At 66.3% G+C, this 21,539-nt stretch carries 15 protein-coding genes; 9 read left to right on the plus strand and 6 right to left on the minus strand.

Annotated features, from left to right (window positions below; translation table 11 throughout):
• The first annotated feature begins 84 nt into the window (after positions 1-84).
• Positions 85-1,620, plus strand: coding sequence for a class I SAM-dependent methyltransferase (locus HUX88_RS05140; RefSeq protein ID WP_176361055.1), 1,536 nt, complete (start codon positions 85-87; stop codon positions 1,618-1,620).
• Here HUX88_RS05140 and HUX88_RS05145 read toward each other — a convergent pair.
• The 6 genes from HUX88_RS05145 to HUX88_RS05170 all read right to left on the minus strand — a co-directional run bounded on the left by HUX88_RS05145 (position 1,597) and on the right by HUX88_RS05170 (position 11,014).
• Positions 1,597-2,634 carry a GGDEF domain-containing protein gene (locus HUX88_RS05145; RefSeq protein WP_117013768.1) on the minus strand — a complete coding sequence of 346 codons (1,038 nt, stop codon included), beginning with the start codon at positions 2,632-2,634 and terminating at the stop codon, positions 1,597-1,599. The two genes, HUX88_RS05140 and HUX88_RS05145, sit on opposite strands and share 24 nt — an antisense overlap.
• A gap of 20 nt (positions 2,635-2,654) precedes the next feature.
• The gene (locus HUX88_RS05150) at positions 2,655-5,744 is read right to left on the minus strand and encodes an efflux RND transporter permease subunit (protein ID WP_117013767.1); all 3,090 of its coding nucleotides are present in this window, start codon (positions 5,742-5,744) and stop codon (positions 2,655-2,657) included.
• A gap of 13 nt (positions 5,745-5,757) precedes the next feature.
• Positions 5,758-6,903, minus strand: coding sequence for an efflux RND transporter periplasmic adaptor subunit (locus HUX88_RS05155; RefSeq protein ID WP_117013766.1), 1,146 nt, complete (start codon positions 6,901-6,903; stop codon positions 5,758-5,760).
• A gap of 37 nt (positions 6,904-6,940) precedes the next feature.
• On the minus strand, positions 6,941-8,461 hold the full coding sequence (locus tag HUX88_RS05160; protein ID WP_176361096.1) for an efflux transporter outer membrane subunit: 1,521 nt from the start codon (positions 8,459-8,461) through the stop codon (positions 6,941-6,943).
• Between the two features lie 207 nt (positions 8,462-8,668).
• Complete coding sequence (locus HUX88_RS05165; protein WP_117013764.1) at positions 8,669-9,280, minus strand: EF-hand domain-containing protein; 612 nt, start codon at positions 9,278-9,280, stop codon at positions 8,669-8,671.
• A 168-nt stretch (positions 9,281-9,448) separates the two neighbouring features.
• A complete protein-coding gene (locus HUX88_RS05170) occupies positions 9,449-11,014 on the minus strand; it encodes a protease pro-enzyme activation domain-containing protein (RefSeq protein WP_217916225.1) in 1,566 nt (521 codons plus the stop codon).
• Positions 11,015-11,142: 128 nt separating this feature from the next.
• Between HUX88_RS05170 and HUX88_RS05175 the strand changes: the two genes are divergently transcribed.
• The 8 genes from HUX88_RS05175 (at position 11,143) to HUX88_RS05210 (ending at position 21,467) form a co-directional block, all read left to right on the plus strand.
• On the plus strand, positions 11,143-11,703 hold the full coding sequence (locus HUX88_RS05175; RefSeq protein WP_176361056.1) for an XRE family transcriptional regulator: 561 nt from the start codon (positions 11,143-11,145) through the stop codon (positions 11,701-11,703).
• Entirely contained in the window at positions 11,691-12,209 is a 519-nt protein-coding gene (locus tag HUX88_RS05180; RefSeq protein WP_176361057.1) for a GNAT family N-acetyltransferase, read from the plus strand. The genes HUX88_RS05175 and HUX88_RS05180 overlap by 13 nt, the downstream gene beginning before the upstream one ends.
• A 119-nt stretch (positions 12,210-12,328) precedes the next feature.
• Positions 12,329-14,002 (plus strand): alkaline phosphatase family protein, encoded by a 1,674-nt coding sequence (locus HUX88_RS05185; RefSeq protein ID WP_176361058.1) that lies wholly within the window; start codon positions 12,329-12,331, stop codon positions 14,000-14,002.
• 92 nt (positions 14,003-14,094) lie between these two features.
• A complete protein-coding gene (locus HUX88_RS05190; RefSeq protein ID WP_117013848.1) occupies positions 14,095-14,811 on the plus strand; it encodes a PEP-CTERM sorting domain-containing protein in 717 nt (238 codons plus the stop codon).
• 142 nt (positions 14,812-14,953) lie between these two features.
• A complete protein-coding gene (locus HUX88_RS05195) occupies positions 14,954-16,483 on the plus strand; it encodes a carboxylesterase/lipase family protein (RefSeq protein WP_176361059.1) in 1,530 nt (509 codons plus the stop codon).
• Between the two features lie 113 nt (positions 16,484-16,596).
• Entirely contained in the window at positions 16,597-18,966 is a 2,370-nt protein-coding gene (locus HUX88_RS05200) for a M1 family metallopeptidase (protein ID WP_176361060.1), read from the plus strand.
• A 73-nt stretch (positions 18,967-19,039) separates the two neighbouring features.
• Entirely contained in the window at positions 19,040-19,453 is a 414-nt protein-coding gene (locus HUX88_RS05205; RefSeq protein WP_229219201.1) for a DUF6702 family protein, read from the plus strand.
• Positions 19,395-21,467 carry a TonB-dependent receptor gene (locus HUX88_RS05210; protein WP_176361061.1) on the plus strand — a complete coding sequence of 691 codons (2,073 nt, stop codon included), beginning with the start codon at positions 19,395-19,397 and terminating at the stop codon, positions 21,465-21,467. The genes HUX88_RS05205 and HUX88_RS05210 overlap by 59 nt, the downstream gene beginning before the upstream one ends.
• The last annotated feature ends 72 nt before the right edge of the window (positions 21,468-21,539 follow it).

Here is a 21,539-nt window from a genome sequence, read left to right on the forward strand (position 1 = left end):
CGCACACAATAAGGCACTAAACCCGCTCATCATAACAAAACAGCATTAAAATCGACAGACCACATTCATGGCGAAGGATGGATTATGACGGACTGGACCAGCGGCTACGTCGCGGACATCGGCTATACCTACGGTTACTATGATGCGCTCAACCCGCTGCGGGCCAATCTGGCGCTGCTGAAGGAGGGCCTGGCGCCGCCGCAGGTCGCCACCGCGTGCGAACTGGGCTTCGGCCAGGGACTCAGCATCAACGTCCACGGCGCCGCGTCGGGCGTCCAGTGGTACGGCACCGACTTCAATCCGGCGCAGGCCGGCTACGCGCAGGAACTGGCCGCCGGCATCGACGGCGGCCCCCGGCTGTTCGACCAGGCCTTCGCCGAATTCTGCAGCCGGACCGACCTGCCGGACTTCGACTTCATCGGCGTACACGGCATCTGGAGCTGGATCTCGGACGAAAACCGCGCCATCATCGTCGACTTCGTGCGGCGCAAGCTCAGGGTCGGCGGCGTGCTGTACATCAGCTACAACACCCAGCCCGGCTATGCGGCCATGGTCCCCATGCGCGATCTGATGACGCAGCACGCCGCCACGCTGACGCCGCCGGGCGCCGGCGTGCTGGCCAAGGTCGATGGCGCCCTCGCCTTCGCCAACCGGCTGATGGCCACCAATCCCCTGTTTGCGCGCACCAATCCGCAGATCGCGGAGCGGCTGAAGTTCATGGAAACCCTCGACCGCCATTACCTGGCCCACGAGTACTTCAACCGCGACTGGCTGCCGATGTCGTTTGCCGACATGGCGCAGCTGCTGTCCACGGCCAAGCTGGACTTCGCCTGCTCGGCCGCTTTCACCGACCTGGTCCCGGCGCTCAACCTGACGCCGGACCAGCAGCTGCTGCTCAAGGAACTGGGCGACCCGACGTTCCGCGAAAGCGTCTACGATTTCATGGTGTGCCAGCAGTTCCGCCGCGATTACTGGGTCAAGGGCAAGCGCCCGCTGCGGGCGGTCGAGTGCGCCGAACAGCTGCGCGCCCAACGCGTGGTGCTGTGCGAAGCGCCGGCATCGGTCACCCTCGCCATCAAGGGCGCGCTGGGCGACGCCGCGCTGACCGAGGCCATCTACGCCCCCATCATCGAGCTGCTGGGCGATCACGCGGTGCGTACCATCGGCGACATCGAGGCGTCGCTGCGCAGCGAGGGCATCGTGCTTGGCCAGCTGCACGAGGCCTGCCTGCTACTGGCGAGCAAGGGCGTGCTGGCCGCCGCCCAGGACCCAACCGTCGCCAACGCGCGCCGTCCGCAAACCGACCGCCTGAACCGGCGCCTGCTGCGCCAGGCGCGCTGCGGCGGCGAGGTGTCCACGCTGGCCAGCCCGGTGACCGGCTCCGGCATTCCGGTCGGCCGCTTCCAGCAGCTGTTCGTCGGCGCCATCCTGCAGGGCAAGCAGCAGCCGTCGGAATGGGCGCATCACGCGTGGCAGGTGATCAAGGCGTCGCAGCAGACCATCTCCAAGGAAGGCGTCGTGCTGGCCGGCGACGAACAGAATCTGAGCGAACTGACCGCCCAGGCCACCGAGTTCCGCGAACGCCGGCTGCCGCTGCTACGCGCGATGGGCATAGTCTGACGCCGGCTCGACCGCCGCCACGCGGACGGTGTCGCGGCCGCCCTGCTTGGCCGCGTACAGCATGGTGTCGGCCTGCTGGAGCCAGCCGGCCGGCGTGCCGCGCTTGTCCATGAAGGCCACGCCGATCGACACCGTCAGCGGGTGGCCGTCGATCAGGGTGGCGCCTGCCACGGCGGCCCGCAGGTTCTCGGCCAGCCGCGTGGCCGCGCCCAGCTCGGCGCCGTTGGCGATCACCGCGAACTCCTCGCCGCCGTAGCGGAACAGGCGGTCGGTCGAGCGCGTGTGCAGGCGCATCACCTCGGCCAGCCGCCGCAGCGCCTGGTCGCCGGCCGCGTGGCCGTAGCTGTCGTTGACCTGCTTGAAGTGGTCCAGGTCCAGCAACAGCAGGCAGGCCGGCAACTGCGGACGGCGCTCGTCGGCGTGCTCGGCCAGCTTGCGGTCCAATGCGCGGCGGTTGCCGATGCCGGTCAGGAAGTCCAGCTCGACCTCGGTGTGCAGCGCCTTGTTCTGCTCGCCCGTGCGGTAGGCGAAGATGTAGGCGAACAGGTTGACCAGGCCGATGGTGACGATGATGGTCAACAGGTTCAGCACCGCCATCTGCGACACCAGGATGGCCACCAGCGCCGCCAGCGTGACGCTGTTGATCGCCACCGCCACCCGCGGCCGCAGCACGAAGTAACAGGCGATCATGGTCGGGTAGACCCAGTAGATCAGCGATACGCCGCGCAGGTACACGATGGCCAGCAGGCCGGCCGAGTAAAACAACGTGACGCAGAAACCGGCGACGCGGTGGCGGCCGGTGCGCCACACGTGCACGATCACCGCCAGCATGGCCAGCACCAGCGCCATGTCCACCGCCGCCGCCATCCATTGGCGCTGCACCAGCCGGTACACGCCGAACGGCAGGATGCTGGGGATGGTCAGCGCGCACAGCAGCATCAGGATCACTTCCTCGATGCTGCGCTTGCGCCGGCCGGACAGCCAGCCGAAGCGGCCGCCCGCGCCCTTGCCCATGCCGGACACCTCGCGCGGCTTCAGGTCGGCTGGCCGGCGGGGGCCGGCGCCGCGCCGCCGTGGCCGGCGGCGTGCGGGTCGGCCTGCGGATCGGCCTTGTGCTGGCCGGACAGGAACATATACATGGCCGGCACCACGAACAGCGTGAACAGCGTGCCGATCGACAGGCCGGTGAAGATCACCAGGCCCATCGCGTGGCGCCCTGCCGCGCCGGCGCCGGAGGCCACCACCAGCGGCACCACGCCGAACACCATGGCCGCCGTGGTCATCAGGATGGGGCGCAGGCGGGTGGCGGCCGCCTCCTCGATGGCCTCGCGCTTGCTCTTGCCGGCGATGCGCAGGTGGTTGGCCACCTCGACGATCAGGATGCCGTGCTTGGAGATCAGCCCCATCAGCGTCACCAGCCCGACCTGGGTGTAGATGTTGATCGAGGCGAAGCCGAGGAAGATGAAGGTCATCGCGCCGAACAGCGCCATCGGCACAGAGAACAAAATCACGATCGGGTCGCGGAAGCTCTCGAACTGCGCCGCCAGCGCCAGGAACACGATGATGACGGCGAACGCCATCGTCACCAGGAAGCCGCCCGACTCGCTCATGAACTGGCGCGAACCGCCCGAGTAGTCGACCGTGTAGCCGGTCGGCGCCACTTCCTTGACGGTGTTGCGCAGGTATTCGAGGATCTCGCCCTGCGAGGCGCCGGTCACGCCGGAGATGGTGGCCGAGTTGAGCTGCTGGAAGCGGGTCACCGACTCCGGCTGCACGCTGTACTTGATGCTGGCCACGGTGCTGGCCGGGATCATGGCGCCGCTCGGGGTCTTGATGTAAAAGTCCAGCACGTCGGACGGGTTGAGGCGGTCGACCTGCTGCACCTGCGGGATCACCTTGTACGAGCGGCCCGAGATCGAGAAGTAGTTGACGTAGCCACCACCCAGCGCCGCGCCCATGGCGTTGCCGAAGTCCTGCTGCGTCAGGCCCAGCGTGGCCAACTTGTCGCGGTCGACCTCGACGCGCGCCTGCGGCGAATCGATCTTCAGGTCGACGTCGGCGAAGTAGAACTTGTTGTCCTTGCGCGCCTTGTCCAGCACCGCCTGCGCCACCGTGTTGAGGTTCTCGAACGGCTCGGTGGTGGTGATGACGAACTGCACCGGCAAGCCCGAGCTGCCCGGCAGCGCCGGGAACTGGAAGGCCGCCACGCGCCCGCCCGCCACGTGGTTCCACTTCTGCTGCAGCTCCTGCTGGATCTCGTGCGCCGAGCGCGATCGCTTGTCCCACGACTTGAACAGCACGCCGCCGATGCCGGCGTTGGTGGTCGGCACGCCGGTGATCTGGAACATCTGCTCGTACTCGGGCAGCGAGTGCGAGATGTCGAAGATCTGCTTGGCGTAGGCCTGCATCTGGTCCGAGGTGGCGGTCGGCGCGCCGACCACCTGCGACAGCACGATGCCCTGGTCCTCCTCCGGCGCCAGCTCGGACTGCGACATCTTGAACATCAGCCCCAGCAGCAGGCTGAGGATGACGCCCATGACGATCAGCACCGGCCAGGTGTTGAGCAGGCTGTGCAGCAAACGCAGGTAGCCGTTGTGGACCTTCTCGAACACCTTGTCGATGGCCTTGACGAAGCGGCCCTCGTCCTGCTTGGCGTCGAAGAAGTGGCCGCACATCATCGGCGACAGGGTCAGCGCGACGATGCCCGACACCGCCACCGCGCCGGCCAGCGTGAAGGCGAACTCGGTGAACAGCGCGCCGGTCAGGCCGCCCTGGAAGCCGATCGGCACGTACACGGCGATCAGCACCACCGTCATCGCCAGGATGGGCGAGCCGAGCTCGCGCGCGGCGATGATGGCGGCGTCGAACGGCTTGATGCCCTCCTTCATGTGGCGGTCGACGTTCTCCACCACGATGATGGCGTCGTCCACCACCAGGCCGATGGCCAGCACGATGGCCAGCAGGGTCAGCAGGTTGATCGAGTAGCCCAGCATCAGCATCACGAAGAAGGTGCCCACCAGCGACAGCGGCATGGCGATCACCGGCACGATCACCGCGCGGAAGCTGCCCAGGAACAGGTAGATGACGATGGTGACGATGATCAGCGCCTCGACCAGGGTCTTGACCACCTCGTCGATGGAGGTGTTGATGAACTCGGTCGAGTCGTAGACGATCTCGCCGGTCAGGCCGTTCGGCAGCTGCTCCTTGATCGGCGGGAAGGCCTCGCGCACGCGCTTGGCCACGTCCAGGATGTTGGCCTCGGGCGCGACCTTGATGCCGATGAACACCGAGCGCACGCCGCTGAAGGCGACGTTGAAGTCATAGTTCTCCGAGCCCAGCGTGACGGTGGCGATGTCCTCCAGGTGGACGATGGCGCCGCCCACCTGCTTGACGGCCAGCGCCTTGAACTCGTCGACCGTGTGCAGGTCGGTGCCGGCGGTCAGCGGCACGGTCACCATCTGGCCCTTGGAGGCGCCCAGCCCGGTCAGGTAGTTGTTCTGCGCCAGCGCGGCGCTGACCTCGGTCGCGGTGACGCCGTGCGCGGCCATCTTGCCGGCGTCCAGCCAGGCGCGCAGCGCGAACTGGCGCGCGCCCAGCAGCTCGGCGGTCTGCACGCCCTGGATCGAGTCCAGCTTGGGCTTGACCACGCGCGCCAGGAAGTCGGTCACGTTGTTGGTCGGCAGCGTGTCGCTGTAGAAGCCCATGTACATGGCGTCGGTGGTCTGGCCGGTCTGCACCGTCAGCACCGGCTGCTGCGCCTGCTGCGGCAGCTGGTTGCGCACCGAGTTGACCTGGGTGGTGATCTCGGTCAGCGCGCGGTTGGAATCGTAGTTCAGCCGCAGGGTCGCGGTGATCACCGACACGCCGCTGTTGGACGACGAGGACAGGTAGTCGATGCCCTGCGCCTGCGCGATGGCGGACTCCAGCGGCTGCGTGATGAAGCCGGCCACGGTGGAGGCGTCGGCGCCGTAGTAGGTGGTGGAGATGGTCACCACCGCGTTCTGCGTCTTCGGATACTGGTTGATCGGCAGGCTGAACAGCGAACGCAGGCCCAGCACCACGATCAGCAGGCTGACCACGCTGGCCAGCACCGGCCGCTTGATGAAGATGTCGGTGAAATTCATGGCGCGCCTTCCCTTAGTGTTCCTGCGGCGTCGGATTCGGGTTGTTGGCCGGCTGCACCTTGTTGTCGATCACGGCCGGCGTGCCGTTCTTCAGTTTCAACTGGCCGCTGGTGACCACGGTCTGGCCCTCCTTCAGGCCGGTGAGGATGGCGACCTGGTCGCCGCGCGTCGGGCCGGTGGTGACGAACACCTGCTGCGCCACCAGGTGGGCGTTGCCCTTGTCATCCTTGAGCGTGTCCTTGGCGTTGGCCGGCGGCGGCGCCAGCACGAACACGGTCGAGCCATACGGGTTGTAGGTGATGGCGGTCTGCGGCAGGGTCAGGTATTTCTTCTTGTCGCCCTGGTCCAGGCTGACGTTGGCGAACATGCCCGGCAGCAGCTGGCGCTTGGCGTTGGGCACGGTGGCCTCGACCTGCACGTTGCGCGTGGCGGCATCGACCTTGGGGCTGATCGAGGTCACCTTGCCGGGGAAGGCCACGCCCGGATAGGCGTCGGCGCTCAGGTTGAGCTTCTGGCCGATGGACAGGCCGGCCAGCTGTTTCTGCGGCACGAAGAAATCGACATAAACAGTATCGATGGTTTGCAGCGTGACCAGCTTGTCGCCTGGATTGAGGTACTGGCCCGGATTGACGGCGGTGATGCCCAGCTTGCCCGCGAACGGCGCGCGGATGGTCTTCTTGTCGACCACGGCCTGCTGCTGCGCGGCCAGCGCCTTACGGCTCTTGAGGTCGGCCTCGTCGTTGTCGAGCTGGGCCTGGCTGATGGCCTGGGCGGCGAACTGCAGCTTGTCGCGCTTGAGCACGGAAGCCGACAGGTCGGCGGCGGCCTGCAGCGCGCGCAGCTGGGCGATGTCGGCGTCGGCGTTCATCTCGAACAGCAGCTGGCCGGCCTTGACCTCGTCGCCGGACTTGAAGTGCACCTGGCGCACCAGGCCGGCGATCTCGGAGGTGACGTCGACGCCGCGCACCGGCACCAGCGTGCCGACCGAGCTCAGTTGCGGCTGCCATTCCGACACCTCGGCCTTGATCGCCGTGACGGTCTGCGCGCCGGGCTTGGGCGAGTTGGCGATCAGCTGCTTGATCTGCAAATATTTGCCGAACGCCAGCACGGCGATCAGGACAAGGACGGCGCCTATCATGATGAACATACGCTTGGTCATGTATCGTTCTCCTGCTTTTTAGTGTTGTTTGATGTGCTTACTTGGCGCTGCCATACGGCGCGGCGGCCGAGACCGCCGTGGCGGCAGGCGCGCCGCCGGCGCGGTTCCACCAGCCTCCGCCCAGCGCCTGGAACAGCGCGGCCGTGTCGGCGTAGCGGGCCGCCTGCGCCTGCACCAGCGCCACATGGGCCTGCTGGTAGCTGCGCTGTGCGTCCAGCAGCGCCAGGTAGCTGATGCCGCCCAGCTTGTACTGCTGGGTGGCCAGCGCCAGCGATTCGGCCGCCAGCGACTCGGCCTCGGCCTGCGCCTTCAGCGCGGCGGCGTCGGAGTCCAGCGCGCGCAGGCTGTCGGCCACGTTCTGGAAGGCGTTGAGCACGGTGGCGCGGTACTGGGCCGCCGCGACGTCGTAGGCCGCCTCGGCCCCGCGCTTCCTGGCGCTCAGCGCGCCGCCGTTGAAGATGGGCGCGGTCAGGCCGGCGGCCAGGTTCCAGGCCGTGGTCTCGGCGTCGAACAGCTTGCCGAAAGTCTGGGCCGAGGAGCCGTAGCTGCCGCTCAGCGTGAACTGCGGATATTGCGCCGCCGTCGCCACGCCGATCGCGGCGCTGGCCGCGTGCAGCTGTTCCTCGCTGGCGCGGATGTCGGGCCGCTGGCGCACCAGCGCCGACGGCAGCGACACCGGCAACGCGTCCGGCAGGGTCAGCGACTCCAGCGCGAACTCGGGCATGCCGGCCTCGCTCGGCAGCTTACCAGCCAGCACGGACAGCTGATGGCGGCTTTGCGCCAGCGCCTTTTCCAGCGGCGGCAAGGTGGCGGCCACCTGCGCGGCCTGGTTGCGCTGGCTGAGCAGGGTGTTGCGCGGCACGGCGCCCAGCTGGAATTGTTTGTCGATCACGCCCAGCTGCTGGTTGAGCGCGTCCAGCACTTCGCGGGTGGCCTTGAGCTGCGCGCGCAGCGAGGCTTCGCGGATGGCGGTGGTGACCACGTTGGCGCTCAGCGTCAGATAGGTGGCCTCGACCTGGAAGCGCTGATAGTCCACCTGCGCCTGCGCGCCTTCCAGCGTGCGCCGCGTGGAGCCGAACACGTCCGGCGTGTAGGCCACGTTGACCGAGGCGTTGTACAGGTTGAAGACGCCGCCCTTGGCGCCGCCGGTCTCGGCGGTCTTCTGGCGGGCCACGCCGAGCTGGCCGTTGACCGAGGGATAGACCAGGCTGCCGGCCTGGGCGTTGTAGCTTTCCTGCGCCTGGCGCAGCGATGCTTCGGCCGCCGCCATGTTGGGGTTCTGCGCCAGCGCGCCACGGATCAGCTGGTCCAGCGCAGGCGAGCGGAACACCGTCCACCATTGCGCGGGGATGTCCTGCCCCGCCACGAACTGCTGGGCGCCGCCGGCCGCGCCGGGCGACGATACGGTCGTGGACGCCAGCGGCGTGGGGGTGTAGCCGTCCCCTGCCGCGGCGGGCGCGGCGGGAGTCTTGAAGTCCGGGCCGAGCGCGCAGCCGCCCAATCCCGCCGCGACCAGCGCCGCCATGCCAGCGCGCAACGCATGCCGCCGGAATTGCATGAAGTTTTGATTTCTCACAAAAAAACTCCCACCTGAGCTTGACGCCCGACCAAAAGGTTAACTGAACTGCACTTTTGCCCGACATATTCGCACTTTTTTTGTGCTGAGTGTGTTTTTTATATGAGGTGCGGGCTCAGAAACTTGCTGGACGAAAAAAAACGGGCTCCGCCGTCAAGGCGAAGCCCGCTTCCGGATGGGGGGGCTGGATCAGGCTGCTTCAGCGGTGGCCACCACGCCGTAGGCGCGGTTGGCTTCGGTCAGGGAGAAGGCCGAAGGGCCGTTCACCACGGAATCGGCCGCGCGCTCGCTGCTGCGGTAGGTGATCGGCATCAGGTAGCGGCGCAGTTCCTCAGGGCTGATCTTGCCATCCTTGTTGGTGTCGGCGACGGCCAGGTCGACCTTGCCGCTGCCCAGGACGCCGTTTTCATCGACACCCGGCAATGGTTCCGGCGATACCAGCTTGGCGTTGTCGTCCGCGCTGGCGTCCAGGCCGAACTTGGCGTGGAAAAACTGGGTCTCGGGACGCTGCACCAGGCGCTTCAAGCCTTCGTCGAATTGCTTCAACGCCAGCTTCATGCCATCGTCGTCCGATTCCGCCACCGCCTTGACCACCGCGCTGGCGCGGTCGGCGGCGTTGACCGTGTGCGAGGGATCGATTTGCAGCGGGGCGTTGAAGCCCGGCAGCGACAGATAGGCGGCGACCGAGGCGTTCAGGTCGGCGTCGGCGACAGGCGAGGCGACTTTTTTGGGCTCAAGCGTCTTCTCCGCAGCCGTGGCCGCAGCGAGGGTGGCACCACCAATGTTGTTCACCATAATCATAATCGACTCCTGTTTGACGACGCGTGAAGCGGCCGAACAATAAAAACTTCTACCCCATCATTCTATCAAGGAATTGGCAACAATCACCATTTTTGGCGGCCTGACAGGCGAAAAAGTGTCTTTTTCCCATGCGAAACTTGCACTTAGGAATTATTCCAATTTGCGAAATTAATCACTTAGCGCCTGCAATAGTTTTTCCCCATCGGGACAGCCCCAACCGGTGCAAGCATCCCAGCCGGCGGTCGCCTGTTGCGCGCCGTTGTTGCCGTTCGTAACGTCCCGGGTCACACCCTTGCCCTGCAGGGAACCGTACAGCAGCGGGTTGAGGAAGCCGACCGGACGGCCCAGGCGCTGGTTGATCAGCGCCAGCAGCCCGGCCCACAGCGGCGCCACCGCGCTGGTGCCGCCGAACACCAGGTTCTGGCCGTCCACCCGCACCTTGTAGCCGCTGGCCGGATCGGCGTCGCCGGCCACGTCGGGCACGCCGCGCTTGGACTGGCCGTCCGCCACGCCCAGTTGATAGTCCGGCCGGTTGAAGAAGTTGCTGTAGCCGCCGCCGGTGGCGCTGTTGGGGCCGCTGTTCCAGACGGTTTCGACCGCCGGGCCGCCGTCCTGCAGCGCCACGCGGGTGCCGCCGCAGGCCAGCGCGTGCGGCGCCGAGGCCGGGAAGTCCACGTGCTGCGCGCCGTCGGCCACGCCGTCGGTGGAGCCGTTGTCGCCGGCCGCGCACAGGATGGTCACGCCCATCGCGGCGGCGTCGGTGAAGGCTTGCTCGAAGGCGGTCATGGCCTGCCCGGTCCAGGCCGATTCGGGCGCGCCCCAGCTGATCGAGATCACCGACGGCTGGTTGACCTCGTCGTGCACGGCGGCGGTGATGGCGTCCAGGAAGCCGCGCTCGGTGTTGGGGGCGTAGTACACCGCGATCGTCGCACCCGGCGCCACCGAGGCCGCCACTTCGATGTCGAGCATCACTTCGCCGTCGGCGCTGTTGGCGGTGGTGGGCCGGTTCTTGGCGTGGTCGATGCTGACCGTCTTGACGCAGGGCGGCTTCAGGCCCAGTTCGTGGAAGTAGATCTTCAGGTCGCGCGGCCGGCTGCCGCCGCCCAGCTCGATGATGCCGATGCACTGGCCGCTGCCGTCCAGCCCCTGCGGGAAGTTGTACAGGCTGGCCAGCTGCGGCGGCGAGAACGCGATGTTGGCCGCCGCCGCCGAGGCGAAGCCGTCCGCCTGCAGGCGCTGGAACTTGGGCGTGGCCACCGGCCGGTCGTCCAGCCCGAACACGCCCTCGACCACGCCGGCCAGCTGGTCCGGCACGCTGAGCTCGCCGACCCGGCCGCGGTAGCTGCCGTCCGGGTATTCGTATTCCTCCAGCTGGACGCCGAAGGCGCTGCACATCTGGGCGGCGGTGCCGGCCAGCACCACGCGCCGCTGGGCCGCGTTGCTGCTGATGACCACCATGCCGTGCTGGGCCGCGAAGTCCTCGACCGTGGCGATGTCGGCGTCGCTGGCGCCGTGCGACTGGGCGAACTGCTCGCGGCTCAGATACTGGCGCGCGAGCGGCCGGGTGTCGGCCGCGGCGGCCTGCAGGTCCAGCTGCGCGCGCTCGGGCGCGTGACGCAGCCGCACGGTGATTTCGATGGTCTGCTCGTCCGCCACCGGACCCAGCGCGACCGCGCCCTGCAGCGCCAGCTGGCCGCTGCCGGGGATGATGTTGGAGTGGGAAGTCGTTGCCATGGTCGTCTCCTTTGGTATCGGTTGTCCTCAGACGATACTGGCCGCGATGGCGATGCGATTGATGCAGCGCAGAGGTGTCGCTGATTGCGCACTTGCGCAGATCTCATATTCGGGATACATTCCCATTTATGAGAAATGACATCGAATCCCGCCTGGCCCTGCGCCTGGCCGCCCTGCGCGAGGAGCGCGGCCTGTCGCTGGAGGAATTGGCCGCCGCCAGCGGCATCAGCCGCGCCACGCTGTCGCGCATGGAGCGCGGCGAAACCAGCCCCACCGCCGCCCTGCTGGGCAAGCTGTGCGCGGTGTTCGGCCTGCCCATGTCGCGCCTGGTGGCCGAGGCAGAGGCCCAGCCGGGCGAGCTGCTGCGCGCCGCCGACCAGGCGCTGTGGCAGGATCCCGCCACCGGTTTCAGGCGCCGCATGGTGTCGCCGCCGGCGCGCGGCTACGCGGTCGAGCTGGTCGAAGGCTGGTTGCCGCCCGGCGCCCGCATCGAGTACGAGCGCGCGCCGCTGGCCGGCATGGAGCAGCACCTGTGGATGCTCGACGGCGCGCTGGAATACACCCTCGACGGCGCGGTCCACAAACTGGAGACGGGCGACTGCCTGCGCTTCCACGTGTTCGGCGCCACCGCCTTTTACTGTCCAGGGCCGTCGCCGGCCCGCTACCTGATCGCCCTATGCCCACCATAATCCAACTCGACGCCGCCGGCCTGCATCGCCACGCGGCCAACCTGGCGCATGTGCTGCGCGACTGCGTGCTGCACGGCGCCAGCGTCGGCTTCCTGCTGCCATGCCCGCTGGAGGAAGCGCAGGCGTTCTGGCAGTCGCTGGCGCCGCAGGTCGAGCGCGGCGAACGGCTGCTGTACGCGGCGTTCGATGCGGACGGCGCGCTGTGCGGCACGGTGCAACTGGTGTTGTGCGGCCTGCCCAACGGCCGCCACCGGGCCGAGATTTCCAAGATGCTGGTGCATTCGTCGGCGCGCCGGCGGGGCATCGCCCAGGCGCTGATGCGGCACGCGCTGGAGCGGGCCCGCGCGCTCGGCTGCACGCTGGTGGTGCTCGATACCTGCACCGGATTCCCGGCGCAAACGATGTACGAGAAGCTGGGCTTCGCCGTCACCGGCATCGTGCCCGATTACGCCGCCCTGCCCGACGGCACGCTGGGCCCGGCCACTTTCATGCATCTTCAATTGTGACCGTTGCGCCGCCAGGCGGCGCGGGCTGTCATCGAGCCGTCACAAGGTTGGGGTAGGATATCGCGGGCGCATGGTAGGCTGTGCGCCCACGATCCCTCACAACCAGACGACGAACCAACATGACCAAGAAACTGTCCCTGCCCGCACTCGTAATCGCGACCTCCTGCCTTGCCCTGCAAGCCGCCTATGCTGCCACCCCGGCCGCAAAACCGGCCGAGGCGGCCCAGCCCAAGCTGGTGGTGGTGCTGGTGGTGGACGGCCTGCCGAACGAACAGGTGCTGCGCTACCGCGACCAGTTCGGCCAGGGCGGCCTGCGCCGCATGCTGGACCAGGGCGCGTCGTTCAACAACGCCCACCAGGCGCACGGCATCACCGTCACCGCGATCGGCCACAGCGCCGTGCTGACCGGCGCCTACCCGTATGTGCACGGCGTGATCGGCAATAACTGGATCGACCCGGTCACCAAAAAATCGGTGTACTGCACCGAAGACACCAACTACACCTACATCGACGAAGACACCAAGCCCAGCGACGGCACCGCGCCGACCCGCCTGAAGGTCGACACGCTGGGCGACCAGCTGCGCTATGCCACCGGCGGCCGCAGCAAGGTGGTCACCGTGTCCGGCAAGGACCGCGGCGCGATCCTGTTGGCCGGCAAAACCGGCACCGCCTACATGTACATGGACAAGAGCGGCAACTTCGCCAGCAGCACCTTCTACATGAAGGCGCATCCGGCCTGGGTCAAACAATACCAGGCCACCAAGCCGCAGGACCGCTACTACGGCAAGTCGTGGACGCCGCTGCTGCCCGAAGCGGCCTACGCCAACGACGCCAGCGAGGACCTGAATCAGGTCAAGGCCGGCACCCACAACCGCCTGCCCTACGCCTACTACAGCGAGAACGGCGGCATCGACGCCGACTACTACAACCGCCTGAAGACCGGCCCCTTCCTCGACCAGCTGACGCTGGACTTCGCGCGCGCCGCAGTGGAAGGCGAAAACCTCGGCCGCAACCCGGCCGGCGTGCCGGACCTGCTGGGCGTGAGCCTGTCGGCGCACGACTACGTCAACCACGCCTTCGGCCCGGAAAGCAAAATGTCGCACGACCACCTGCAGCGCGTGGACCGCATGCTGGCCGACTTCTTCAACTACCTGGACAAGCGGGTCGGCATGGACAACGTGCTGGTGGTGCTGACCGCCGACCATGGCTTCCCCAACACGCCCGAGTTCTCGCAGACGCAGCACATCGACGCCCAGCGCATCGACGGCGACAAGCTCATGGCCGCGCTGGACAAGCACCTGTCGGACAAGTTCGGCGGCGCAAAGCTGCTGAGCGCCTGGTCGCTGCCCAACATCCACCTGGACTACGCGCAGATCGACAAGAGCGGCCTGAAACGCGAGGACGTGGAAAACGCCGCCGCCCGCTACCTGCTGGCGCAGAACGGCATCGTCGAAGCCTACACCCGCACCCAGCTTGAAAGCGGCGCGGCCAACACCACCCGCATGGCCACGCTGATGCGCCGCGCCTGGAACCGCGAGGCGTCGGGCGACCTGATGGTGGTCACCAAGCCTTACTGGTACTTCGGCACCGGCACCAGCGGCACCTCGCACGGTTCGCCCTACGCCTACGACACCAACGTGCCGCTGCTGATCATGGGCAAACGCTGGATCAAGCCGGGCGCCTACGGCCAGTATGCGGAAGTGGTCGACATCGCGCCGACGCTGGCCAACCTGCTGCACGTGCGCCCGCCGGCCGGCGCCGAGGGCCGCGTGCTGACCGAGACGCTGCGCTAAGAAAATATCATATTGATATTTAAAAATAATATATTGGCAATATTGTTAAACAGTGGTAGCTTGTCATTTCTCACAACAAAGATGGGGAAATGATGAAAAAAATCGCATTCGCAGTACTCGCTTTGGTTGCCGGCGTCGCCAACGCCGGCGTGTTATTCAACAATGGACCGGTGGTCGATGGCGACGGCAAGTCCATTTTGGCGCCGGACGCCTCGACCCTGGGCTTCGGCAACCAAAGCGCCGCCGGCAATTTCGTCGCGGACGACTTCGATGTCACGGCCGGCAAAAGCTGGAACGTCTCCAGCCTGAGCTTCTACGGCTACCAGACCAACGCCGGCAAATTCAGCTTCACCTCGGCCACCTGGAGCATCGTTTCCGGCGACGACGTCAACACCGGCAAGGTGGTGGCCTCGGGCACCAGCGCGGTCACCAACGGCGGCCTGGCCGGCTATCGCGTCACCGACACCACCCTGGACAACAAGCAGCGCGGCATCTACCAGATCAACGCGGATATCGCCGACATCACGCTGAGCTCAGGCCACTACTGGCTGACCTGGGGCGTGACCGGCACCGCCGCTTCCGGCCCATGGCAACCGCCGACCTCCGACGCGCGTGAAGGCAACGCGGCTCAAGCCGGCGGCGGCGATCCGTTTGCGACCCTGATCGACGACAATAGCGGCTTGACGTCCGAACTGCCGTTCACCGTCAACGGCACCGTCACCGCCGTGCCGGAGCCGGAAACCTATGCCATGATGCTCGGCGGCCTGGGCCTGATCGGGCTGGCACGCCGCCGCGCGCGCCGCGGCTGACCTCCAGCCTCGCCGTGTCGGCCATGCGGGCGCCTTGCGGCGCCCGCAGTCATTTCAGCGCCCGGCGCCGCGAAAATAACTGTCGCGGGTGGAAAGGCTTCCAGCTATAGTGGGCGTCGATATTCAAATCCTGGATGACGACATGAACAAATACGGTTTGCTGCTGGCTGCCTTCGGCGTGATCGCCGCTCCCTCCTTCGCGGCCGCGCCGCGCGCCACCACCGCCACCGGCGTGGTCGAGGGCACGCTGGAGGCGTCCGGCGTCACATCGTACAAAGGGATTCCGTTCGCGGCGCCGCCGGTCGGCAATCTACGATGGAAGGCGCCGCAGCCGGCGCAGAAGTGGCGCGGCGTGCGCAAGGCCGACCACTTCGGGCCGCGCGCCATGCAGCTGCCGCTGTTCGGCGACATGGTGTTCCGCTCCGACGGCGTCAGCGAGGACTGCCTGTACCTGAACGTGTGGACGCCGGCCAAGTCGACCAAGGACAAGCTGCCGGTGCTGGTCTACTTCTACGGCGGCGGCTTCGCGGCCGGCGACGGCTCCGAGCCGCGCTACGACGGCGCCAGCATGGCCGCCAAGGGCATCGTCACGCTGACCGTCAACTACCGCCTGAACATCTTCGGCTTCCTGGCCCACCCTGAACTGACGGCGGAATCGCCGCACAAGGCCTCCGGCAACTACGGCCTGATGGACCAGGCGGCGGCGCTGCAATGGGTGGCGAGGAATATCGCGGCTTTCGGCGGCGACCCCGCACGCGTCACCATCGCCGGCGAATCGGCCGGTTCCTGGTCGGTCAGCGCGCAGATGCTGTCGCCATTGGCCAAGGGATTGATCGCCGGCGCCATCGGCGAGAGCGGCGCGCTGCTTGGCCTGGAGCCCCCGCAGCCGCTGGCGGTCGCGGAAAAGAAAGGCGCCGCCTTCGCCGCACAAATCGGCGCGCCGACGCTGGCCGCGCTGCGCGCCATGCCCGCCCAGCAGTTGCTGGACACGATGAAGCGGCCGGACGCGCCATGGTTCGCCGCCATCCAGGACGGCTATGTGCTGCCACGCAGCCCGGTCGACATGTACACGGCGGGCGAGCAGGCCAAGGTGCCGCTGCTGGCCGGATGGAATTCGCAGGAGGGCTACTACAAGCAGGTGCTGGGCGAAGCCGAGCCGACGCCGGAGAACTTCGGCAAGGCGCTGCAAACCATGTTCCGCGACCGCGCCCCCGCCGCGCAGGAAGCCTACAGCGGCGACGTGCTGCAGGCCGCGAACGACCTGGCCGGCGACCTGTTTATCGCCCACGGCACCTGGAAGTGGATCGACACGCACTCGCGCACCAGCGGCCAGCCGGTCTACCGCTACTACTATGCGCGCCCGCGTCCGGGCCAGACCGGCGCCGGACATTCGGTCGAAATCGAATACGCGCTGGGTAACCTGCCATCAAATAAAGTGTATGCGTGGACCGCCGGCGATTTCGCGCTGTCGGCGCAGATGCAGGACTACTTCGCCAACTTCATCAAGACCGGCAACCCCAATGGCGCGGGCCTGCCGGAATGGCCGCGCGCCAGCAGCGGCAAGGGTTCCCGCCTGATGCGGCTGGACGTGCCATCGGCCGCGATGAGCGCCACCGACGACGCCCACCACGCTTTCCTGGAGCAGCAGCGGCAAAATCAAACAAGCAAATAAGCAAAAATGAAAACCGCCACTTAGTTTGTATTTTTTTGTATCGCCCGGTAATTCTTTGAAAAGTTGCTATACACTAGCTCCCTTTATTCGGGCAAACACGGGGAAGACAAACTATGCGAAAAACCATCGGCTTCATGGCTCTCTGCTTTACGGCGTCCGCATTCGCGGCGGAGCCATTCGACGACAAGTTCCGCCAGCTGGACGAGATACTCCCCACCGCCAATTCCTACCGCACCGCATCCGGCGCGCCCGGCGCCGCCTACTGGCAGCAGCGCGCGGACTACACGATCCGCGCCACGCTCGACGAGGCCAAGCGCGCCATCACCGGCAGCGAGCAAATCAACTACCACAACAACTCGCCCGATACGCTGAGCTACCTGTGGGTGCAGCTCGACCAGAACATCTACAAGAAGAACTCCGACGCCCGCATGATGCTGACGCAGCCCTCGCGCGAAGCATGGGCCAAGGCGCGCACGCCGGAAGACGGCTACAAGTTCGAAGGCATGCGCGGCATCCTGGCCGGCCGCGACTTCGACGGCGGCTACAACATCAAGACCGTGAGCGCCGGCGGCCAGCCGCTGAAGTACACCATCAACCGCACCATGATGCGGATCGACCTGCCGGCGCCGCTGAAGCCGGGCCAGAGCTTCGTCTTCAATATCGACTGGTCCTACAACATCAACGAGCAGCAGGTGCTGGGCGGGCGTTCGGGCTACGAGCACTTCGAGGACGACAAGAACGACCTGTTCGAAATCGCCCAATGGTATCCGCGCATGGCGGCCTATTACGACGTGATGGGCTGGCAGCACAAGCAGTTCCTGGGCTCCGGCGAGTTCACGCTGGAATTCGGCGACTACGACGTGCAGCTGACCGTGCCGGCGGACCACGTGGTGGCCTCCACTGGCGAACTGCAAAACCCCGGCGACGTGCTGAGCGCCGCGCAGCGCGACCGCCTGGCCAAGGCGAAGACCGCGTCCGCGCCGGTGGTCATCGTCACGCAGGAGGAAGCCGAGAAGGCCGAGAAGTCGGTCAGTACCGCGTCGAAGACCTGGCACTTCAAGGCCGCCAACGTGCGCGACTTCGCCTGGGCCTCCAGCCGCAAGTTCATCTGGGATGCGCAGGGCTTCAAGAAGGATTCCACCAACGTGATGGCGATGTCCTACTATCCGAAGGAAGGCAACCCGCTGTGGGGCAAGTACAGCACGCAGGCCATCATCCACACCATCGACCAGTACAACAAGTACAGCTTCGATTATCCGTATCCGACCGCGATCTCGGTCAACGGCCCGGTGGGCGGCATGGAGTATCCGATGATCTCCTTCAACGGCCCGCGCCCGAACAAGGACAAGAAGACCGGCGCCCTCACCTGGTCGCAGCAGACCAAGTATGGCCTGATCGGCGTGATCATCCACGAGGTGGGCCACAACTACTACCCGATGATCATCAACTCGGACGAGCGCCAGTGGACCTGGATGGATGAAGGCCTGAACACCTTCGTGCAGTATCTGGCCGAGCAGGCGTGGGAAGACAACTACCCGTCGCGCCGTGGCGAGCCGCGCAACATCGTCGACTACATGCGCAGCCAGAACCAGGTGCCGATCATGACCAACTCGGAGTCGCTGCTCCAGTTCGGGAACAACGCCTACGCCAAGCCGGCCACCGGCTTGAACATCCTGCGCGAGACCATCCTGGGCCGCGAATTGTTCGACTACGCGTTCCGGGAATACGCGCGCCGCTGGAAGTTCAAGCGCCCCACCCCGGCCGACTTCTTCCGCACCATGGAAGATGCTTCCGGCACCGACCTTGACTGGTTCTGGCGCGGCTGGTTCTACACCACCGACGCGGTGGACATCAGCATCGACGGCATCAGCGAATACGGCGTGAGCACCAAGGATCCGGAAAAGGAAAAGGCATGGAAGAAGGCGCAGAAGGACGCGCAGCCAATTTCGATTTCCGAACAACTCAACAAGCCGCTGCCCAAGCGCCTGGACGCGCATCCGGAGCTGAAGGACTTCTACAACGAGCATGACGAGTTCACCGTCACCAACAAGGACCGCAATACCTACGCCGAAGCGATCGAGAAGCTGGAGCCGTGGGAGAAGAAGCTGCTGGACCAGGGCAAGCACCTGTACCTGGTGGACTTCTCCAACCTGGGCGGCATGGTGATGCCGCTGATTTTGGAGATTGAACTCAAGAGCGGCAAGAAGTACATCGAGCGCATTCCGGCCGAAGTATGGCGCTACTCGCCGAAGAAGATCACCAAGTTGATCGTCACCGACGAGCCGATGGTGGGCCTGACCCAGGATCCGTTCTGGGAGACCGCCGACATCGACACCAGCAACAACGCCTGGCCGCGCAAGGTGACGCAGTCGCGCCTGGAGCTGTTCAAGACCGACCGTGACCGCAACAACCTGATGCGCGACTACAATACGCCGCTCAAGGGCAAGGGCGACAAGTCGTCCAAGGACTCGTCGGCCGAATGATGCGGCGTGCGCCGCCTGGCCTTGGCGACCGTGCTGGCATGCGCCGGCGTCCCCCGGCGCCCATAATTTTCACATGGGCATAGCGGACATCAGCTACAACGCCCGCACCGGCAACACCGAGATCGTGCACACCTACACGGCGCACGATGTCGCCACGCTGCTGACGAATCTCTACGGCCGCAATTTCGACCTGGGCCAAGCGGACAGCGAGCCCCCGCTGCGCCGCTACGTGGAACGGCAGTTCTACCTCGAAGGCCCGGACGGCAAACGCCTGCCGCTGCACTGGGTGGGCATGAAGGCGGATGCCGACAGCATCGTCATCTTCCAGGAGGTCGAAGGCAAGAAGCTGGCGCCGGCGACGCGCATCCACAACGCCTTGCTGGTAGACTTCCTGCCATCTCAAAAGAACACCGTGAACCTGCAGGCCGATGGTCCCGTCCAGACTCTCATCTTCGATCAAGGCAGCGTCGATCAAACCACCCGTTAAATATTTGCTGCTGTTCGCATTGGGCTCGGCGCAGGCCGACGACCAGATCCTGCAACGGGTGCTGGTCGACGGCTCGCGCGCCAACCAGCTGGGCGTGGCCGATGCGGCCAGCGCGGGCAGCGTGTCGCAGCAGGAGCTGGCGGCGCGCACCGTCTACCGCCCCGGCGAAATCCTCGAAGCGACGCCCGGCCTGATCGTCAGCCAGCATAGCGGCGAAGGCAAGGCCAATCAGTTCTACCTGCGTGGATTCAACCTCGATCACGGCACCGACCTGCGCACCACCGTGGACGAGATGCCCGTCAACCAGCGCAGCCACGCGCACGGCCAGGGCTGGACCGACCTCAATTTCCTGATCCCCGAACTGGCGGTGCGGCTCGATTACAAGAAGGGCCCCTACTCCGCCGAAGAAGGCGACTTCGCCTCGGCCGGCACGGCGTCGGTGGTGTACGCCAACCGCCTGCTGCAAGGCGTGGCCTCCGCGTCGGCCGGCCAGCACGGCTACGGGCGCGCGCTGCTGGCCGACTCGCTGGATGCCGGCGACGGCAGCCTGCTGTACGCGGTCGAGGCGCTGCACAACGACGGTCCCTACACGCATCCCGACGACTACCAGAAACTGAACGCGGTGCTGCGCTACAGCCAAGGCTATGCCAACAACGGCTTCAATGTCAGCCTGATGGCCTACCGCGCCGACTGGAATGCGACCGACCAGATTCCGCTGCGTGCCGTGCAGAATGGGCAGATAAGCCGCAACGACGCCATCGATCCGAGCGACGGCGGCAAGTCGCACCGCTACAGCCTTTCCGGCGCATGGCGGCGCACCGGCGACGACAGCGCGTCCAGGGTCAACGCCTACCTCATCGCCAACCAGCTGGACCTGTATTCCAACTTCACCTACTTCATGGACGATCCGGTGCATGGCGACCAGTTCGCGCAGCCGGACAAGCGCGTGACCAGCGGCGTCAACGCAAGCCACAGCTGGCACCAGCACACGGAGAACGGCAACAGCGCCACCACCATCGGCATCCAGCTGCAAAACGATAATATCTTTAACGGCCTGCTGGCCACGCAGGCGCGCAAGCCGCTGGCGGTCACGCGGCAGGATCACATCGTCGAATCGAGCGTGGGGCTGTACGTCGAGAACAACACGCGCTGGAACAGCGCCTTGCGCACCGTGGCCGGCGCGCGCATCGACAGCTACCGCTTCGACGTGCGCAGCAGCCTGGCGGCCAACTCCGGCAAAGCCAGCGACCATCTGGTGAGCCCGAGCCTGAGCCTGATCTACGGCCCATGGCGGGCGGCGGAACTGTACGCCAACATCGGCAACGGCTTCCACAGCAACGACGCGCGCGGCGCCACGATACGCATCGATCCCAGGACCGGCGCGGCGGCCGACCAGGTGGCGCCGTTGGTGCGCTCACGCGGCATGGAGCTGGGCGCGCGCGGCAACTGGCTGCCAGGCTTGCAGACATCGTTGTCGGTGTACCGCCTGGATTTCGATTCGGAGCTGACCTTCGCTGGGGACGCCGGCACCACCGAGGCGGGACGCCCGAGCCGCCGTCATGGCGTGGAGATTTCGAACTACTACAAGCCGCTGAAATGGCTGTCGGTCGACCTGGACCTGGCCTACGCGCGCGCCCGTTCGCGCGACGCCGCGCCGGAAGGCGATTACATCCCCGGCGCCATCGAAGGCACCGGCCAGCTGGCGCTGACCGTGGACGATGGCGGCCCGTATTCCGGCTCGCTGAAGCTGCGTTACTTCGGCCCGCGTCCGCTCATCGAGGACAACAGCGTGCGCTCCAAACCAAGCCTGACGCTGAACGGCCGCCTCGGATGGAAGCTGCGCAAGGACCTGAAGCTGGAGCTGGAAGCCTTCAACCTGACCAACCGCCGCGATTCCGCCATCGACTACTACTACCCCTCGCAACTGAAGGGCGAAGCGGCGCCGGTCAACGACATCCACTTCCACCCCATCGAATCACGCTCGCTGCGGGCGACGCTGGTCAAGAACTTCTGAACCAAGCCGTCAAACGTAATATGCGGCGTTTTCCGACCGACTTCATGTTCCAGGCAGGTGGTCACAAATTGT

This window comes from Duganella sp. BJB1802, assembly GCF_013369445.1.
Taxonomy (GTDB): domain Bacteria; phylum Pseudomonadota; class Gammaproteobacteria; order Burkholderiales; family Burkholderiaceae_D; genus Rugamonas; species Rugamonas vulcania_A.

What these genes read in the sequence shown, in the direction of transcription:
- HUX88_RS05190 (WP_117013848.1), top strand. Translation starts at nt 14,095, where the DNA reads ATGAAAAAAATCGCATTCGCAGTACTCGCTTTGGTTGCCGGCGTCGCC.
- HUX88_RS05205 (WP_229219201.1), top strand. Translation starts at nt 19,040, where the DNA reads ATGGGCATAGCGGACATCAGCTACAACGCCCGCACCGGCAACACCGAG.
- HUX88_RS05140 (WP_176361055.1), top strand. Translation starts at nt 85, where the DNA reads ATGACGGACTGGACCAGCGGCTACGTCGCGGACATCGGCTATACCTAC.
- HUX88_RS05210 (WP_176361061.1), top strand. Translation starts at nt 19,395, where the DNA reads ATGGTCCCGTCCAGACTCTCATCTTCGATCAAGGCAGCGTCGATCAAA.
- HUX88_RS05170 (WP_217916225.1), bottom strand. Translation starts at nt 11,014, where the DNA reads ATGGCAACGACTTCCCACTCCAACATCATCCCCGGCAGCGGCCAGCTG.
- HUX88_RS05155 (WP_117013766.1), bottom strand. Translation starts at nt 6,903, where the DNA reads ATGACCAAGCGTATGTTCATCATGATAGGCGCCGTCCTTGTCCTGATC.
- HUX88_RS05160 (WP_176361096.1), bottom strand. Translation starts at nt 8,461, where the DNA reads ATGCAATTCCGGCGGCATGCGTTGCGCGCTGGCATGGCGGCGCTGGTC.
- HUX88_RS05165 (WP_117013764.1), bottom strand. Translation starts at nt 9,280, where the DNA reads ATGATTATGGTGAACAACATTGGTGGTGCCACCCTCGCTGCGGCCACG.
- HUX88_RS05180 (WP_176361057.1), top strand. Translation starts at nt 11,691, where the DNA reads ATGCCCACCATAATCCAACTCGACGCCGCCGGCCTGCATCGCCACGCG.
- HUX88_RS05145 (WP_117013768.1), bottom strand. Translation starts at nt 2,634, where the DNA reads ATGGGCAAGGGCGCGGGCGGCCGCTTCGGCTGGCTGTCCGGCCGGCGC.
- HUX88_RS05200 (WP_176361060.1), top strand. Translation starts at nt 16,597, where the DNA reads ATGCGAAAAACCATCGGCTTCATGGCTCTCTGCTTTACGGCGTCCGCA.
- HUX88_RS05175 (WP_176361056.1), top strand. Translation starts at nt 11,143, where the DNA reads ATGAGAAATGACATCGAATCCCGCCTGGCCCTGCGCCTGGCCGCCCTG.
- HUX88_RS05185 (WP_176361058.1), top strand. Translation starts at nt 12,329, where the DNA reads ATGACCAAGAAACTGTCCCTGCCCGCACTCGTAATCGCGACCTCCTGC.
- HUX88_RS05150 (WP_117013767.1), bottom strand. Translation starts at nt 5,744, where the DNA reads ATGAATTTCACCGACATCTTCATCAAGCGGCCGGTGCTGGCCAGCGTG.
- HUX88_RS05195 (WP_176361059.1), top strand. Translation starts at nt 14,954, where the DNA reads ATGAACAAATACGGTTTGCTGCTGGCTGCCTTCGGCGTGATCGCCGCT.